Source organism: Cellulomonas sp. T2.31MG-18 (genome assembly GCF_964266755.1).
Classification (GTDB): domain Bacteria; phylum Actinomycetota; class Actinomycetes; order Actinomycetales; family Cellulomonadaceae; genus Cellulomonas.
This window is the reverse complement of sequence record NZ_CAXWGW010000001.1, coordinates 163,012-179,999: the sequence shown is the minus strand read 5'-3', so window position 1 is coordinate 179,999 and position 16,988 is coordinate 163,012. Positions and strand designations below refer to the sequence as shown.

The window sequence follows — 16,988 nt, the reverse complement described above, 5'->3', positions numbered from 1 at the left end:
GACCCTCACCGGCGCGGTCGGTCGGCGCGGGTTCCGGGGTGCTCAGAGCGCTCAGGACAGGCCGAGCGCGGTGCGCCAGTGCTCCGGCACCAGCGCGTACCCGATGAACACGACCATGTCCATCACGGCGTGGGCGACCACCAGGGGCATCACCCGACGGCGTCGGCGGTAGTACTCGGCGAACACGACGCCCATGACGGCATTGCCGACGAACGGTCCCCAGCCCTGGTACAGGTGGTACGACCCGCGCAGCAGGGCGCTCGCGGCCACCACCAGCGGGCCGCGCCAGCGCAGCTCGCGCAGCCGTTCCGAGAGGTAGCCGACCGCCACGACCTCCTCGAGCAGCGCGTTCTGCACCGCGGAGAAGACGAGCACCGGCACGGTCCACCACGCCGCGTTCAGCGCGCTGGCCTGCACCTGCACGGTGATGCCGAGCGCCCGTCCGGCGGCGTACAGGCCGAGGCCGGGAATGCCGATGGCGGCCGCCAGCCCCACGCCGACGGCCAGGTCCTGCCACGGGCGGCGAGCATCGAGGCCGAGGCGACGCACCGCCGAGCGCCCGTTGGCCGACAGGAGGTACAGCGCGAGCGCGACGGGGACCAGGGCGAACGCGATGGAGAGCAGCTGGTAGGTCAGGTCCAGCAGCGGTCGTGGCGACTGGCTCTGGTTCAGCGCGGTGCTCTGGGACGCCAGCGGGGGCCCGGCGGTCAGGCTGGCGACCAGGCTGACGACGGCGTACACGCCGGAGCGGCCCAGGGACAGGCCGAGGACGATCCAGATCTCGGCGGTCAGCCGGCGGGAGAGCGCCCGCCGACCGGGTCGGGGGGTCCCGACGGGTCGTTCGCCCGACGTCGTCGGTTCGGCCGGTGCCGTCCGGGCTGCCGAGCCCGCAGGGCCCACCGGCTCCCGCTCGGCCGCTGTCAGAGCGGCGCCCGTGGCGTCCGGGGCTGCCTCGTCGGCCGACATGCCGCGAAGCGTACGACCGGCACCTACGTGCCGACGCGGCCCGGCGTGCCGCTCGGAGGCCCGGCGTGCCGCTCGGAGGTCTGGCATCGGTTCTCGGCGTGTACGCCCTCCGTACGTACATCATGCGTACACGCGAAAGACCAACCTCCCCTCAGCCCGCGACACGCGGTCGCGGTGGTGTGGGGACTTCGGACGGGGTCGGACGGGCTGCTGGCGCGGGTCGGGTCAGGTGGGCTCGGACGGGGGCCGGCCCGGACGGCGGGGCGGGCGCAGCCCGGGCGGGGTGCGTCCCGTCCGGGCCAGCGCCTCGCGGAGCAGCAGCTCGATCTGCGCGTTGACGCTGCGCAGGTCGTCGGCGGCCCACCGCGCGAGCGCGTCGTGCACCGCGGGGTCCAGCCGCAGGAGCACCGCCTTGCGCTCGCGCGGCTCGCCGCCGTCGCTCACGTGTACAGGGACCCGGTGTTGACGATCGGCGTGGCCCGGCTGTCGCCGCACAGCACGACGAGCAGGTTGGACACCATCGCCGCCTTGCGCTCCTCGTCCAGGGTGACCACGGCGTGGTCCTCGAGGCGCTTCAGCGCGTCCTCCACCATGGAGACGGCACCCTCGACGATGCGGCTGCGGGCCGCGATGATCGCGCCGGCCTGCTGGCGCTGCAGCATCGCCTGGGCGATCTCGGGGGCGTAGGCGAGGCTGGAGATGCGCGCCTCGACCACCTCGAGGCCGGCGATGGCGACGCGGGCCGCCACCTCCGCGGCGATCTCGCCGGACACCACGTCGGTGGCGCCCCGCAGGGTCTCCTCGCCGGTGTCCGGGCGGTCGTACGGGTGGGACATCGCGACGTGCCGCAGGGCCGACTCGGACTGCACGCGGACGAAGTCGACGTAGTCCTCGACGGCGAAGGTCGCCTTGGCGGTGTCCGCCACCTGCCAGACGACGATGGCGGCGATGTTCACCGGGTTGCCGTCGGCGTCGTTGACCTTGAGCTCGTTGGTCTCGAAGTTCCGCACCCGCACGGACAACCGGCGGCGGTTGCTCAGCGGGACGGTGGTGTACAGGCCGGTGCGGCGGACGGTGCCGATGTAGCGGCCGAACAGCTGCACCACACGGGTCGAGCCGGGGCTGATCACGCCGATGCCGGTGAAGGTGAGCACCGCCACGGCGATCAGCAGCACGCCGAGGCCGGCGTGGGAGTCGTCGTCGGTCGAGTCCGCCTGCGCGAACTGGTTGAACGCAGTGATGACCAGCGCGACGTCGATCAGGAGCAGCAGCACCGTGGCGGCGCTGCCGAGGGACCAGGCGGTCCGCTCGGACACGTCGACCCGCGTCCCTCCGCTGCCCACCGGGCGACCGGCGGGCTGACCGCCGACCGAAGCCTGCGGGGGTGAGGCGATGTCCGACATCTGGCTCGTGCTCCTTCGCTGACCGGCGCCCCCGGTGCGGGAGCGCGATAGCAAAGTGATATCAGGTTTCGCGGTCGCGCGGGAGAGATTTCGGTGGGAGGCGCTTCCGGGAACGGCTGGCCCGGGAGCATGCGCCCAGGGACGACGATGCCCGGGGCCGACGCGGTGGTCGGCGCCCGGGCATCGGGTGCTGCGCGAGGCCGTCGCTCAGGAGAAGCGGCGCAGCCGGAGCGAGTTGGTGACGACGAGCACCGACGAGAACGCCATCGCCGCGCCCGCGATCATCGGGTTGAGCAGCCCGGCCGCCGCCAGCGGGATCGCCGCCACGTTGTAGGCGAACGCCCAGAACAGGTTCTGCCGGATGATCCGCAACGTGGTGCGGGACAGCCGGATCGCCTGCGGCGCCGACTGCAGATCGCCGCGCACCAGCGTCAGGTCGGCCGCCTCGATCGCGACGTCCGTACCCGTGCCCATCGCCAGGCCCAGGTCGGCCGACGCCAGCGCCGCGGCGTCGTTTACGCCGTCGCCGACCATCGCGACGGTGGCGCCGCCGGCGCGCAGCCGCTCGACCACCGCCACCTTGTCCTCGGGGAGCACCTGCGCCACCACGTCGGCCTCGTCGATGCCGACCTCGCGCGCCGCCACCCGGGCTGCACGCGGGTTGTCGCCCGTGAGCAGCACCGGCCGCATGCCGAGCGCTCGCAGCTCGGCGATCGCCTGTGCCGAGGTCGGCTTCACCGGGTCGCGCAGCACCAGCACACCCCGAGCCGACCCGTCCCAGGCGGCCACCACGGCGGTGGCGCCGTCGGCCTCGGCGGCGTCGAACCGCTCGTCGAGCGAGGTGGTGTCCACGCCCTGGTCGTGCAGCCAGGCCGGGCGTCCCACAAGCACGCGGCGCGACAGCCCCACCCCCGCGTGCGCGGCGCGCACCACCCCGCCGACACCGCGCCCGGGGGTCTCGACGAAGTCGTGCACGTCGAGCTCCGGTGCCGCGGGGCGCTCGTCGGCCGCTGCCGCGATCGCCGCGGCGATGGGGTGCTGGGAGCCGCGCTCCACGGCACCGGCCACGGCCAGCACGTCGTCGGCGTCGGCACCGTCAGGCACCAGCACGTCGACCAGGCGCATCGCACCAGCGGTGATGGTGCCGGTCTTGTCCAGCACCACGGTGTCCACGGCACGGGTGCGCTCGAGGATCTCCGGGCCCTTGATCAGGATGCCGAGCTGCGCGCCGCGGCCGGATCCGACGAGCAGAGCCGTCGGCGTCGCGAGGCCGAGTGCGCACGGGCAGGCGATGATCATCACCGCGACGGCCGCGGTGAACGCGGCCTGTGCGGAGGCGCCGGACAGCAGCCAGACGACCAGGGTGGCCGCGGACAGCGCCAGCACCACCGGCACGAAGACGGCCGAGATCCGGTCCGCGAGCCGCTGCACCGGGGCCTTACCGGTCTGGGCGGTCGCCACGAGCCGGCCGATCTGCGCCAGCCGGGTCTGCTCGCCGACTCGGGTGGCCCGCACGACGAGGTGGCCGGACGTGTTGACGGTCGCGCCGGTCACGGCGTCGCCGGGGCCCACATCCACCGGCACCGGCTCACCGGTGAGCAGCGAGGCGTCCACCGCGGCCGTGCCGCGAAGCACCACGCCGTCGGTCGCGATCTTCTCGCCGGGGCGGACCACGAACTCGTCGTCCACCCGCAGCGCCGCCACCGGCACGCGCCGCTCCACGCCGCCGACCAGGACGGACACGTCCTTGGCGCCGAGGTCGAGCAGTGCCCGCAGGGCGTCACCGGCCCGGCGGCGCGAGCGGTGCTCGGCGTACCGGCCGGCAAGCAGGAAGGTGGTGACCACCGCGGCGGCCTCGAAGTACAGCTCCGGGGTGGACATCGCGTGGCCCCGGGACGGGATCAAGGTCGCCGTCATGTGCATGCCGAGGCGCCCGGCACCCCCGAGCAGCAGGGCCCACAGCGACCACGTGGTGGCCGCGATGATGCCGAGCGACACCAGGGTGTCCATGGTCGACGACCCGTGCCGGCCGGCAGCCAGGGCCGCGCGGTGGAACGGCAGCGCCGCCCACGTCGCCACCGGCAGCGCCAGGACCGCCACGACCCACTGCCACCCGCGGAACTGCAGCACCGGCACCATCGAGATCAGCACCACGGGCACCGTCAGCACCGCGGCGAGCCGCAGCCGCCGGCGCAGGTCGGTACCGCGGGCATCGGTGGGGGCGGAGGTGTCCTCCTCGCCCATGTCCATGCCCATGCCGCCGGTGACCGCGGCGATCTCCTCGTCGGTCATCGGCGCGGTCGGCGTGATCGGGTGCGCGTCGTAACCGGCCGCCTGCACGGCCGCGACCAGGGCATCGACGTCGGCCGGGGAACCCCCCTCGGGGACCTCGACCCGCACGTGCGCCTGCTCCAGCGCGAGGTTCACCGTCGCCTGCACCCCGGGCACGCGGTTGAGCCGCTTCTCCACGCGGGCGACGCAGGAGGCGCAGGTCATCCCCTCGACGGCGAGGTCGAGCTCGACCACCCCGGTCGCGTCCGGGGTGCCGGCGACGGAGGTGCTCACAGCAGCGAGCCCCGCGGGGTCACGGCGTAGCCGGCCTCGTCGATCGCGGCGGCGATCGCCTCGTCGGAGATCGGGGCGTCGGAGGTGACCTTCACGGGCGACGAGCCGCCGGCGACCAGGTCGATCGCGACGTCCGTGACACCGGGGATGGCCGTCAGCTCGGACGTGACGTGCTGCACGCAGTGGCCGCAGGTCATGCCGTCGACGGAGAACTGGGTGGTGGTGCTCATGACTTCTCCTTGGATGGTTGTGCTGGGTTCTCAGCTGCGGACGAGCCGGGCGATCGCGTCGGCCGCCTCGCGGACCTTCTCGTGGCCGGCCTCGTGCGACTGGCGGGCGGCGTCGACGACGCAGTGGTCGAGGTGGTCCTCGAGGAGCCCGAGGCCGACGGCCTGCAGCGCCTTGGTCACCGCCGCGATCTGGGTGAGGACGTCGATGCAGTACGTGTCCTCGTCCACCATGCGCGCGATGCCGCGCACCTGCCCCTCCACGCGGCGCAGCCGCTTGAGGTAGGCGTCCTTGTCGTCGCTGTAACCGGGCACCGGGGTCCTCCTCGTCGGGCCGCCGTCGACCCGTCGCTCGTGACTATATACCCCTACCGGGTATTGGTACGAGGGACCGACGACCCGGGTGACGACGGGGTTGGCCCGGTCCCCTAGGCGAGCGGCTATGGGAGGGCTGAGGATGACCACGACCAGAGCGCCGGACCAGCGAGGGGGCTGCCATGGACCACGTCGCACGAGCAGAGGTGCTGATCGGCGCACCGGCGGAACGTGTCTGGGAGGTGCTGACAAGCCCGGAGCCACGTCCCGAGATCATGTTCGGCGCCCGGACGGTCAGCGACTGGCAGCCCGGCCACCGGATCACGTGGAGCGGGCAGTGGCAGGGTCGCCCCTTCGAAGACAAGGGCGAGGTGCTCGAGGTCGAGCGTCCGCACCGGCTGGTGGTGACGCACTTCAGCGCCCTGTCGGGCCAGCCCGACGTGGCCGAGAGCTACCACCGCCTGCAGTACGTGCTCGAACCGGTCGAGGGCGGGACCAGGGTCGTGCTCGAGCAGGACAACAACGCGACGGCGGAGTCGGCCGAGCACAACGCCGCCAACTGGCGCGCGATGCTCGACGGGCTGAAGACGGTGTCGGAGGCACCATCGGCGTAGCGCCGGTACTCGGCACCGCGGGCTCAGTGCGCTGCGAGGTGCCGCGTCGACTTCCGCCCGTGGCTGGCTGTCAGGCGGTCGGGCGCTCCGCACCGGCCGCCGCGGTGGCCGCGGCCGGCAGGGCCGCCTCGATCCGGCCGATCGCCTCCTCGTCGTGCGCGGCGGAGACGAACCACGCCTCGAACGGCGACGGCGGCGCGTACACCCCCTGCTCGAGCAGGGCATGGAAGAAGGGCGTGTACCGCCAGTGCTCGCTGGCCAGCACGGCGTCGTAGTCGCGGGCGCCTGCGGCGGCCGGCCCGGGCCCGAACATGGTGCTGAACAGCGACCCGGCCCACTGCATCGCGTGCGGCACCCCGGCCTCGCCGAGCGCCCGGGACAGGGAGGTGCGCAGCCGGGCCGACGTGGCGTCGACCCGCGCGTAGACGTCGTCGTCGGCCAGCCGGAGCGTCGCCAGGCCGGCCGCCACGGCCACCGGGTTCCCGGACAAGGTCCCGGCCTGGTACACCGGCCCGAGCGGCGCCAGCGACGCCATCACGTCCGCCCGCCCGCCGACCGCCGCGACCGGCAGGCCGCCGCCGATCACCTTGCCGAACGTCAGCAGGTCCGGCGTCCAGCCCTCGGCCTGGCCCTCCAGCCCCCACCAGCCCGCCGGTGACACCCGGAAGCCGGTCAGCACCTCGTCCTGGATCAGCAGCGCACCCGCCTCGGCCGTGATCCGGCGCAGCTCGGCGTTGAAGCCGGGCAGCGGCGGGACCACGCCCATGTTGGCCGGCGCGGCCTCCATGATCAGCGCGGCGATGCGGGGGCCGTGCGCCTCGAAGGCGGTCCGGACGGCGTCGAGGTCGTTGTAGGGGAGCACCAGCGTCTCGGCCGCCACCTCGGCGGTGACGCCCGCCGACCCCGGCAGCGCCAGCGTGGCGACGCCCGAGCCGGCCGCCGCCAGCAGGGCGTCGACGTGGCCGTGGTAGCAGCCGGCGAACTTCACGACGAGGTCCCGGCCGGTGAACCCGCGCGCCAGGCGCAGCGCCGTCATCGTCGCCTCGGTCCCCGTCGACACCAGGCGCAGCCGCTCGGCCGCGGGGACCCGGCGGCGGATCTCCTCCGCCAGCTCCACCTCAGCGATCGTCGGGGCGCCGAAGCTGAGCCCTCGGGCTGCCGCCTCCTGCACCGCCGCGACCACCTCGGGGTGCGCGTGCCCCAGCAGAGCGGGCCCCCACGAGCCGACCAGGTCCACGTACTCCGCGCCGTCGACGTCCCGCACGTACGCGCCGTGCGCCGAGGCGATGAACCGCGGCGTCCCACCCACCGAGCCGTACGCGCGCACCGGCGAGTTCACCCCGCCCGGGATCACCTCCAGCGCGCGGTCGAAGGCGTCCGCGCTCGCGGACTGCTCGGTACGGGCGTGGGTCATCGGGTCCCCTCGGAGAGCCAGTGGGCCAGCTCGACGGCCCAGTAGGTGAGCACGGCATCGGCGCCGGCGCGGCGGATCGACAGCACGGACTCGGTGATGGCACGACGGCGGTCGATCCAGCCGTTCGCGGCGGCGGCCTCGATCATGGCGTACTCGCCGGACACCTGGTACGCCCAGACCGGCACGGGAGACGTGGCGGCCACGTCGGCCAGCACGTCCAGGTAGGACATCGCCGGCTTCACCATGACGACGTCGGCCCCCTCGGCCACGTCGGCCTCAACCTCCCGCGCCGCCTCGCGGCGGTTGGCGGGGTCCATCTGGTACGTGCGGCGGTCGCCCTGCAGCTCGCTCTCGACGGCCTCGCGGAACGGGCCGTAGAACGCCGACGCGTACTTGGCGGCGTAGGCGAGCAGCGCGGTGCCGGTGAACCCGGCCGCGTCGAGCGCGTCGCGGCAGGCCGCCGTCTGGCCGTCCATCATCCCGGACAGCCCGATCAGGTCGACCCCGGCCTCCGCCTGCGCCAGCGCCATGTCGGCGTACCGCACCAGGGTCGCGTCGTTGTCCACGGTGCCGTCCGGCGCCAGCACGCCGCAGTGGCCGTGGTCGGTGAACTCGTCCAGGCACAGGTCCGCCTGCACGACGAGCGCGTCGCCCACCTCGGCCACCACGTCGGCGATCGCCAGGTTGAGGATGCCGTCCGGCTCGGTCGCGCAGCTGCCGACCGCGTCCCGGCGCAGCGGGATGCCGAACAGCATCACGCCGCCGATGCCGGCCTCGGCCGCATCGACGGCCGCACGGCGCAGGGAGTCGCGGGTGTGCTGCAGCACTCCGGGCATCGAGCCGAGGGGCCGGGGGTCGGTCAGCCCCTCCTTGACGAACATCGGCAGGATCAGCTGCTCGGCGTGCACCCGCGTCTGGGCGGCGAGGCGGCGGCGGGCGGGGGTGGCGCGCATCCGGCGTAGGCGGACGCGGCCCGGGGTGGGCACGTCACGGGGTGCAGCGGTCGACGCAGCGCTCGGCACAGAGGTCGGGACCGTGGTCATGGGGTCTCCTTCGGTTCGAGGTCTGCGGCCGCCACCGCGTCGGCCAGGGCGCCGACCAGGGCGGTCATCGTGCGTTCGGGGGCGACGACGGCCACCGGCAGGCCCGCGTCTCGGGCCGCGTCTGCCGTCGTCGGCCCGATGCAGGCGAGCAGCGTCCCTGCCGGCGCAGGGCCCAAGCGTGCCGCGAGGGCCCGCACGGTGCTCGGCGAGGTGAGCAGTGCCGCGGAGATCGACCCGTCGCGCCACGCGGCGACCACGTCGTCCGGCGCCGGGCCGGCGGGCACCGTGCGGTAGGCGACCACGTCGTCGACCGCCCAGCCACCGGCGCGCAGCCCGTCCACCAGCTCGGGACCGGCCAGGTCGCCACGCGTGAAGAGCACCCGGGCGCCGGCGACCTCGGGCGTCGGCCACACGTCGGCCAGCGCACGCGCGCCGGAGGTGCCGACGAGGTCCGCGGTGACCCCCACCGTCGCGAGCGCGCGCGCCGTCGCCGGCCCCACGGCGGCCACCTTGGTCCGGCCCACGACGTCGCCCAGCGCCTCGGCGGTCTCCAGCGCGCGTCCGACGAGCGCACCGACCGCCGCCGCACTGGTCACGGCCAGCCACGCGTACCGGCCGGCCCGCAGGTCGGCCAGCGCCGAGTCGAGCACCGTCGGGTCGTCGACCGCCTCGGTGCGCACCAGCGGCACCACCACGGGCTCGGCACCGACGGCTCGCAGCGCCGCCTCGGCATCGGCGCTCCCGGAAGCCGGCCGGGGCACCAGCACCCGCAGACCCGCCAACGGACCGGTCATCCGCGCACGTCCTGCTGCTCCGGGACGACCGGCGCCAGCTCCGCCGCGCCGTCCTCCAGCAGCAGGTCTGCCACCCGGGTCCCCAGGTCGGCGGCGGCAGCCACGTCGGCGGCGGTCGCTGCCAGAGTGCGGCGCAGCGCCCGGCTACCGTCGACCCCGGCCACCACGGCCTGCAGCTCCAGCTGGTCGCCGACCAGCTGCGCGAGCGCACCGACCGGCGCCGCGCAGCCCGCCTCGAGCCGCGCCAGCAGCGCCCGCTCCGCGGTGACCGCCAGCCGGGTGGCGGGATCGTCCAGCGTGCGCAGCGCTGCCGCCAGGGCGCCGTCCCCCGAGGCGTCCTCGGCCCGTACCTCCACCGCCAGCGCCCCCTGCCCGGGCGCCGGCAGCATCAGGTCGGCGTCGAACACCTCGGTCACCGCGTCGAGCCGGCCCAGCCGGGCCAGCCCCGCGCGCGCCAGCACCACCGCGTCGAGGTCACCGGGGCCGGACCCGCCGGCAACCCGGCCGAGCCGGGTGTCGACGTTTCCGCGCAGGTCCACCACATCCAGGTCCGGCCGTGCGGCGCGCAGCTGCGCGGCGCGCCGCGGCGAGCCCGTGCCGACGCGCGCACCGCGCGGCAGCCCGGCCAGCGTCAGCCCGTCCCGGGCGCACAGGGCGTCGCGGGGGTCCTGGCGCACCGGCACCGCCGCGACCACCAGCCCCGGCGCCGCACCGGTCGGCAGGTCCTTGAAGGAGTGGACTGCCACGTCGCAGCGTCCCTCGAGCAGGGCGTCGCGCAGGGCCGTGACGAAGACGCCGGTACCGCCCAGCGCCGCGAGGGACGCCCGGCTGCGGTCGCCCTCCGTGCGCACGCGCACCGTCTCCACGTCGAGCCCGGCCGCCGTGAGGTCGGCGGCGACGTGTCCGGTCTGGGTCAGCGCGAGCGCACTCGCGCGCGTGCCGATGCGCACCTGCATGGGCGTCAGTGTCCCTCCGGCTGCTGTGGCGTCGAAATTCGGGGCGATCGAGGCGCTTTCCGCCCGTGGTGCCGGACGGCATTGCGACCCACGTCACACCCGGCCCCAGAAATCATCGACCGCACATTTATGACAGCCCGTCAGAAAAATGGCGGCCGGTCGGCTCGCGAAGCCGGTTCAGCCCCGCGGCGCGAGCGCCGTCAGCAGCTCCGCGGCGGCCGAGCGCGCCTGCGGCACCACGGACGCCAGCCCGTTGCCGGACACCCACGCGCCCGTCAGCGCGAGACCCGGCACGCGGGAGACCGCGTCGCGGACCGCCGCCACCGCGTCCCGGTGCGAGGCGCTCGGCCGGGGCAGCGCCTGCGTCCACCGCACCACGTCGTGACCCACCAGCTGCTCGGCCGGCAGCGCGACGCCCAGCAGCACCGCGGCGTCCGCCAGGGCCAGCCGCACCAGCTCGTCACCGGACGGCAGCGCCGCGGCGTCGCCCTCGGCGCGGCCGAACGACAGCCGCACCACGTGGCGGCCCGGTCCGGCCGCGGCGGCCAGCCACTCCCACTTCGCGGTGGCGTGGGTGAGCGCCTTGGCGGTCACGTCGGTGACGTCCGGGGCCACCAGCACCCCGGTGCCGCGGGGCGCCGCGTCGAGCGCGGTGACGCCGTCGAGCACCAGCGTGACGAGGGTGACCGGCGTCCCGTCGTCGGTCTGCATCGAGCCGGGGTCGGCACCGGTGAGCTCGGCGACCAGCGGGACAGCAGCGGCCGTGGCCAGCAGCACGCGGTCGGCGTGGAGCTCCTCGTCCGCGGTCCGCACGACGAAGCCGTGGACCGGGTCGGCCGCGCCTCCGGCCGCCGTCCCGGCCCCGGCCCCAGCGCCGTCGTCGTCCACCGCAAGACCGGTCACGGCGGACCGCACGCGCACCTCGCCGCCGTGCGCCCGCACGTCCGCGACCAGGGCGTCGACCAGCCGCCACACCCCGCCGGACAGCCCTTGCACCGCCGACCCGGCCGGTGCCGCCGCCCGCAGCGCGCCCACCGCCTTGCCGAGCGTCCCGTGCTGCGCCAGTGCCGCCCGCAGACCCGGCGCGACGACGTCCACCGCCAGCTGGTCCGGGTCGGCCGCGTGCACACCGCCGACCAACGGCCGCACCAGCCGGTCCAGCGCCCGGGCGCCCATCCGGGTCCGCACCAGGGCGCCGAGCGTGGTGGCATCGGCACCGACCCGAGCGGGGAGCAGCCCGTCCAGCCGCGCCCGCCACGAACCGAGCGTGCCGAGCGTGCGGCGCACGTCCGCGGCACCGGGGTCGGTCGGGATGCCGAGCAGCCCGGTCGCCGGCAGCGGTCCGTCGCCGCTGACCAGGTGCACCCAGGAGCCGCGCGGCGCCGGTGTGCACAGGTCGTCGGCCATCCCCAGCTCGCCGACCAGGGCCGCGACCGCCCCGCCGCGCGTCGCGAACGACTCCGCTCCCGCGTCCAGCCGCAGCCCGGCCACGTCGTGCGACCGCACGGCGCCGCCCGGTGCGTCCCGGCCGTCCAGCACCAGCAACCGCAGGCCCGCCCGGGCGAGGTCACGCGCCGCGACCAGCCCACCGAGACCGGCGCCGACGACGACGGCGTCCCAGCGCTCGGTCACAGGGAGTGCACCAGCTCGACCACGCGGGTCAGCACGTCCGGGTCGGTGTCCGGCGGTACGCCGTGCCCGAGGTTGACCACGTGGGCCGGTGCCACGGACCCCCGCTCCACCACGTCGCGCACGTGCGCCTCGAGCACCTCCCAGGGTGCCGCCAGCATCGCGGGGTCCACGTTGCCCTGCAGCGGCGTGCGGCCGCCCAGCCGCCAGCTCGCCTCGTCCAGCGGCACCCGGTAGTCCACGCCCATCACGTCGGCACCGGCGTCCCGCATGGCCACCAGCAGCTCGCCGGTGGCGACCCCGAAGTGCACGGCACGCACGCCGAGCTCCCGCACGCCGGCCAGCACCCGTGCCGAGGCGGGCACCACGTGCTGCGTGTAGTCGGTCAGCGACAGCGACCCTGCCCAGGAGTCGAACAGCTGCGCCGCCGACGCCCCGGCACGCACCTGCGCCTGCAGGAACGCCCCTGTCACGTCCGCCGCCCAGCTCATCAGCGCGTGCCACGCGGCCGGGTCGGAGTGCATCAGCCGGCGGGCGCCCAGGTGGTCGCGGGACGCCCGGCCCTCGACCAGGTACGCGGCCAGCGTGAAGGGTGCGCCGGCGAACCCGATCAGCGGGGTGTCGCCCAGGGCGGCCACCGCGGCGCGCACCCCGGCGGTGACCGGGGCGGCCCGCTCGTCGTCCAGCGGACCCAGGTCGCGCAGCCGGGCGACGTCGTCGAGCGTCCGCACGGGCGAGGCGAACACGGGGCCCACCCCGGGCTCGATCTTCACGTCGACGCCGAGCAGCGCCATGGGCACGACGATGTCCGAGAAGAAGATCGCCGCGTCGACCCCGTGCCGGCGCACCGGCTGCAGCGTCAGCTCCGCCGCAAGGTCCGGGTCCAGGCACGAGTCGAGCATCGCGACGCCCGCGCGGGAGGCCCGGTACTCCGGCAGCGACCGTCCCGCCTGGCGCATGAACCACACCGGCAACCGCCGTGGCCGGTGCCCGGAATACGCGCTGACCAGGGGAGAATTGGCGGTGCGGCCGGTACGCAGAGGGTGGTCCTCGGGAAGGGTCACACCGCGATTGTGCCGGACAAATGTTCGGGTGATTCAATCGGCCGCGTGGCGCTGCTCAGCTGTGCCGCCAGCCACCACGACCTCGAGCTGTCCGCCCTGGAACGTCTGTCCACCGACTGGGCCGGCGTCGGCCCCGAGCTCGTGGCGGCGGCGGGTCCCGTCCGGGGTGCCGTGGTCCTCGCCACGTGCAACCGCTTCGAGCTGTACCTGGACGTGGACGACGAGCGGCTCGCCGAGGCCTGTGCCGCGGCCTCCGAGGCCGTGGCCGCGCGGTCCGGCCTGGCGCCGGCGACCGTCCGCGGCCACCTGCGCCACCGCACCGAGGCCGACGCCGCCCAGCACCTGTTCGCCGTCGCCGCCGGGCTGGAGTCGATGGTGGTCGGCGAGCGCGAGATCGCCGGACAGGTGCGGCGCGCGCTGACCCACGCGCGGCGCGAGGGGACCACCACGTCGGTGCTGGAGCAGCTGTTCCAGCGGGCGTCGCGGGTGTCCCGTGCTGTCGAGGCGGCGACCGGGCTCGGCGGCACGGGCCGGTCCGTGGTCGGGGTCGCGCTGGACCTCGCGGCGGGCACGCTGCCCCGGCACGTGCACGACGGGGCGGCCGCCGCGGACGAGCACGTGGACTGGTCAGGGCTCCGCGTGGTGCTGGTCGGCACCGGCTCCTACGCCGGCGCCAGCCTCGCGGCGCTGCGCAGCCGGGGATGCCGGGACGTGCGGGTGTGGTCGGCCAGCGGCCGGGCGGCAGCCTTCGCCGCGGCCCGCGGTGCGCACGTCGCCGATCCGGACCTGCTGTCCGAGCTCGCCCACGCCGACCTCGTCGTCGCCTGCAGCGGCACCGGCGGACCCGTGCTGCACGGCTCGGCGCTCGCGGCCGTCCGGTCCGCCGCGGGGAACGCGGAGCCGCTGACCGTCGTGGACCTCGCGCTGCGGCACGACGTGGACCCGAGCGTGGGTGCGCTGCCCCAGGTGCACCTCGTGTCGCTGCACTCGGTCGCGGAGCACGCCCCGGCCAGCTCGGCGGCCGTCACCGAGGGCGCGGAGATGGTGGCTGCCGCCGCGGCGGAGTTCGTCGCCGAGCGCCGGGTCCGTGCCTGGGACCCCGCCGTCGTGGCCGAGCGCACGCGGGTGCTCACGGCGACCGAGGACGACCAGGCTGCTCGCCGGCGCGCCCGTGCGGCGCTGCACGGCCCGACCGTCCGTGCTCGGGAGGCTGCTCGGCGCGGCGACGTCGACGCGTACCGTCAGGCGCTCGCGGAGCTGGCCGCCGTCCAACCCGTCGTCGGCGACTCGATCGCCTGAGCCTGACGCGCCACCGCATCGGCCCTGGTCGCTGCGCCCGCAGCGCCCGCCCCCGACGACGGACGTGCCGGGCCTGGACGGGGGGAGCGCCAGGCCCGGCACGCGTCCGGGGTGCTGCGCGGACCGCAGACCGCGCCGCCGGGTCCGTCAGTAGTGCGCGTGGTGCTGGTAAGGGGCGCCGTAGGTGCGCTGGGGCGTCGTCGTCGGACCGGGCGCCCACGTGAGGGGCACCACCTGGTTGGTCTGCAGGTCGGTGAGCTCGGCGGCGTAGACCACCGCCTCGTACACGCCGGCCTCCACCTGCTGCAGGTGCAGCCGCTCGGCACGGTCCATGTCGTCGCCCAGGTGGGAGATGCGGGCGACCACGTACCGCTGCGCGTCCTGCCACTGGTCGACCACGCGCACCGCCAGACCGTTCCAGCGTGCCGTCAGGTCCAGCTCGAACAGCTCGGAGACCTCGGTGCGGGCGACGTGGCGGTACCAGCGGCCGCTCGGCGACTGGTCGAACCCGGTCTCGGCCAGGGGCGGATTGGCGAGGGCGAGCACCACGGTGTCGTCGTCCAGCACGTCCGCCTCGAGGTACGCCGAGTGCCACTTGGCCACCGGCCCGACGCAGCGCGAGAGCGAGGACAGCCCGGGCTGGCCGGGGATGCCGGGCGCCGAGGTCCAGCCGGTGCCGACGTCGCCGTACCAGGCCAGCAGCCGCGAGCTGCCGTCGGAGTACACCCGCACCAGCTCGGTGCGCGGCGGGATGCGGGAGTGCCGCAGCCACCACAACGGGACGATGTAGCCCGGCACGTCGCGGTACTGCAGCTGCGGTGACGACTCGAAGCGGAGCAGGTCCACGTGGTCGTCGGTGGGCCGGAACGGCGAGCCGGGGTAGCCGAGCCCGTGCACCTCGAACAGCTGCGCCGGGGTGGTGGCGAACGACACGTCCGCGGCGCGCACGACGTAGCCGGCCATCCGGTCGTGACCGTTGACCAGGTGCGCGTACGACGACGCGGGTGTGACCACCTTCTGCATGAGCGTCACGGGAGAACCCTGCTGCGAGATGGGGAGGAACCGGGTGAACCGGACGAGCCGTGGGCATTCTTGCCTTAACTGGCACACGTGTCCAGGTTGCGGCGCGTCGCCGCGGGAGCGCTCACACGGTCGGGCGACGGCGCCGTCGCCCTCCCCCGGCCGTCAGTCCGTGAGGTGGTCCACCAGGTCCGCGGCGATGCCGGTGTACGACGCGGGGGTCATCCCCTGCAGCCGGGCGGCCACGTCGTCGGGCAGGCCCAGGCTGCCGATGAACTCGCGCATGTCCGCCGCCGTCAGCCGGTGCCCGCGGGTCAGCTCCTTGAGCCGCTCGTACGGGTTCTCCATCCCGGTGACGCCGGCGACCGAGGCGGCCCGCATCGCCGACTGCACCGGCTCCGCGAGCACCTCCCAGTTCTGGTCGAGCTCCGCGGCCAGCAGCGCCGGGTCGACGGCCAGCCCGCCCAGCCCGCGGCGCACGTTGTCGATCGCCAGCAGGCTGTGCCCGAACGCCGGGCCGATGTTGCGCTGCGTGGTCGAGTCGGTCAGGTCGCGCTGCAGCCGGCTGCTGACCAGCGTGGCCGCGAGCGTGTCGAGCAGGGCCGACGAGATCTCGAGGTTGGCCTCGGCGTTCTCGAACCGGATCGGGTTGACCTTGTGCGGCATCGTCGAGCTGCCGGTGGCGCCCGGGACGGGGATCTGCGTGAAGACGCCGCGGGAGATGTAGGTCCACACGTCCGTCGCCAGGTTGTGCAGCACGCGGTTGAACCGGGCGACGTCCCCGTACAGCTCCGACTGCCAGTCGTGCGACTCGATCTGCGTGGTGAGCGGGTTCCAGGTGAGGCCGAGGTGCTCGACGAACGTGCGGGAGACAAGCTGCCAGTCGGCGCCCGGCACCGCCGCGGTGTGCGCGCCGTACGTTCCCGTGGCGCCGTTGAGCTTGCCCAGGTACTCGTCGGACTCGATGCGGCGCAGCTGCCGCCGCAGGCGGTGCGCCAGCACGGCGAGCTCCTTGCCGAGCGTGGTCGGCGTGGCCGGCTGGCCGTGCGTGAGGGCCAGCATCGGCAGCGCGCGGTGCTCGGCTGCCAGGGCGGCCACCTGGTCGACGAGGTCGACGGCCGCGGGGAACCACACCTGCTGCACGGCCCCGCGCACCATCAGCGCGTAGGACAGGTTGTTCACGTCCTCGCTGGTCAGCGCGAAGTGCACCAGCTCACCGACCGACGGCAGCACGGTGTCGGTGCCCAGCGCCTCGGGCGCAGCCGCCAGCCGCCGCTTGAGGAAGTACTCGACCGCCTTCACGTCGTGCACCGTGGTCCGCTCGATCGCGGCCAGCTCGGCGATCTCCTCGGCGCCGAAGCTGTCCACCACCCCGCGCAGGTACTCCTCCTCCGCCGGGCTCAGCGACGGGGCGCCGGGCACCACCGCGTGCGCGCACAGGTGGATCACCCACTCGACCTCGACGGCGATGCGGGCGCGGTTCAGCGCGGCCTCGGAGAGGTGGTCCACCAGGTCGGCGACGGCCGGACGGTAGCGGCCGTCAAGCGGGCCGAGGGCGATGGCAGGGGTGATGTCGGCCAGGCGCACGCGGGGCATGGCAGCAGTGTCCCAGAGCGGCGGACGACGACGGCGGGGGGTGCAGACGTCGAGACGGTGCGGCCCGTCGGACGGCTACGACG

At 75.0% G+C, this 16,988-nt stretch carries 16 protein-coding genes; 2 read left to right on the top strand and 14 right to left on the bottom strand.

Features of this window, described 5'->3' with window-relative positions:
• Positions 1-51: 51 nt before the first annotated feature.
• From ACFQTY_RS00825 to ACFQTY_RS00800, 6 genes are all read right to left on the bottom strand, one after another.
• Positions 52-966, bottom strand: a complete 915-nt coding sequence (locus tag ACFQTY_RS00825) for a CPBP family intramembrane glutamic endopeptidase (protein ID WP_378095900.1) — start codon at positions 964-966, stop codon at positions 52-54.
• A gap of 225 nt (positions 967-1,191) precedes the next feature.
• Entirely contained in the window at positions 1,192-1,410 is a 219-nt protein-coding gene (locus ACFQTY_RS00820; protein ID WP_291760432.1) for a hypothetical protein, read from the bottom strand.
• On the bottom strand, positions 1,407-2,369 hold the full coding sequence (locus tag ACFQTY_RS00815; RefSeq protein ID WP_378095897.1) for an SPFH domain-containing protein: 963 nt from the start codon (positions 2,367-2,369) through the stop codon (positions 1,407-1,409). The genes ACFQTY_RS00820 and ACFQTY_RS00815 overlap by 4 nt, the downstream gene beginning before the upstream one ends.
• 207 nt (positions 2,370-2,576) lie before the next feature.
• A complete protein-coding gene (locus tag ACFQTY_RS00810) occupies positions 2,577-4,934 on the bottom strand; it encodes a heavy metal translocating P-type ATPase (protein WP_378095894.1) in 2,358 nt (785 codons plus the stop codon).
• Positions 4,931-5,164 (bottom strand): heavy-metal-associated domain-containing protein, encoded by a 234-nt coding sequence (locus tag ACFQTY_RS00805; protein WP_378095891.1) that lies wholly within the window; start codon positions 5,162-5,164, stop codon positions 4,931-4,933. Before ACFQTY_RS00805 ends, ACFQTY_RS00810 begins: the two co-directional genes overlap by 4 nt.
• 30 nt (positions 5,165-5,194) lie before the next feature.
• On the bottom strand, positions 5,195-5,476 hold the full coding sequence (locus ACFQTY_RS00800; RefSeq protein WP_263731903.1) for a metal-sensitive transcriptional regulator: 282 nt from the start codon (positions 5,474-5,476) through the stop codon (positions 5,195-5,197).
• Between the two features lie 182 nt (positions 5,477-5,658).
• Between ACFQTY_RS00800 and ACFQTY_RS00795 the strand changes: the two genes are divergently transcribed.
• On the top strand, positions 5,659-6,090 hold the full coding sequence (locus ACFQTY_RS00795) for an SRPBCC domain-containing protein (protein WP_378095886.1): 432 nt from the start codon (positions 5,659-5,661) through the stop codon (positions 6,088-6,090).
• A 70-nt stretch (positions 6,091-6,160) separates the two neighbouring features.
• Here the strand turns inward: ACFQTY_RS00795 and hemL are convergent, their stop codons facing one another.
• From hemL to hemE, 6 genes are all read right to left on the bottom strand, one after another.
• Positions 6,161-7,504 (bottom strand): glutamate-1-semialdehyde 2,1-aminomutase, encoded by a 1,344-nt coding sequence (hemL, locus tag ACFQTY_RS00790; RefSeq protein WP_378095883.1) that lies wholly within the window; start codon positions 7,502-7,504, stop codon positions 6,161-6,163.
• A complete protein-coding gene (gene hemB, locus ACFQTY_RS00785) occupies positions 7,501-8,547 on the bottom strand; it encodes a porphobilinogen synthase (RefSeq protein ID WP_378095881.1) in 1,047 nt (348 codons plus the stop codon). The genes hemL and hemB overlap by 4 nt, the downstream gene beginning before the upstream one ends.
• The gene (locus ACFQTY_RS00780) at positions 8,544-9,341 is read right to left on the bottom strand and encodes a uroporphyrinogen-III synthase (protein WP_378095878.1); all 798 of its coding nucleotides are present in this window, start codon (positions 9,339-9,341) and stop codon (positions 8,544-8,546) included. The genes hemB and ACFQTY_RS00780 overlap by 4 nt, the downstream gene beginning before the upstream one ends.
• A complete protein-coding gene (hemC, locus tag ACFQTY_RS00775; protein WP_378095874.1) occupies positions 9,338-10,297 on the bottom strand; it encodes a hydroxymethylbilane synthase in 960 nt (319 codons plus the stop codon). Before hemC ends, ACFQTY_RS00780 begins: the two co-directional genes overlap by 4 nt.
• A 177-nt stretch (positions 10,298-10,474) precedes the next feature.
• Positions 10,475-11,929, bottom strand: a complete 1,455-nt coding sequence (locus tag ACFQTY_RS00770) for a protoporphyrinogen/coproporphyrinogen oxidase (RefSeq protein ID WP_378095872.1) — start codon at positions 11,927-11,929, stop codon at positions 10,475-10,477.
• Positions 11,926-12,990 carry a uroporphyrinogen decarboxylase gene (gene hemE, locus ACFQTY_RS00765; RefSeq protein WP_378095869.1) on the bottom strand — a complete coding sequence of 355 codons (1,065 nt, stop codon included), beginning with the start codon at positions 12,988-12,990 and terminating at the stop codon, positions 11,926-11,928. Before hemE ends, ACFQTY_RS00770 begins: the two co-directional genes overlap by 4 nt.
• Positions 12,991-13,035: 45 nt before the next feature.
• On the opposite strand from hemE, the gene ACFQTY_RS00760 reads away from it, so the two are divergent.
• Positions 13,036-14,289: a glutamyl-tRNA reductase gene (locus tag ACFQTY_RS00760; RefSeq protein WP_378095866.1), complete on the top strand. Its 1,254-nt coding sequence runs from the start codon at positions 13,036-13,038 to the stop codon at positions 14,287-14,289.
• Between the two features lie 147 nt (positions 14,290-14,436).
• Here ACFQTY_RS00760 and ACFQTY_RS00755 read toward each other — a convergent pair whose 3' ends face one another.
• Both ACFQTY_RS00755 and purB read right to left on the bottom strand, forming a co-directional pair.
• A complete protein-coding gene (locus tag ACFQTY_RS00755; protein WP_378099062.1) occupies positions 14,437-15,312 on the bottom strand; it encodes a hypothetical protein in 876 nt (291 codons plus the stop codon).
• Positions 15,313-15,474: 162 nt separating this feature from the next.
• The gene (purB, locus tag ACFQTY_RS00750) at positions 15,475-16,905 is read right to left on the bottom strand and encodes an adenylosuccinate lyase (RefSeq protein ID WP_378095864.1); all 1,431 of its coding nucleotides are present in this window, start codon (positions 16,903-16,905) and stop codon (positions 15,475-15,477) included.
• Between the last annotated feature and the right edge of the window lie 83 nt (positions 16,906-16,988).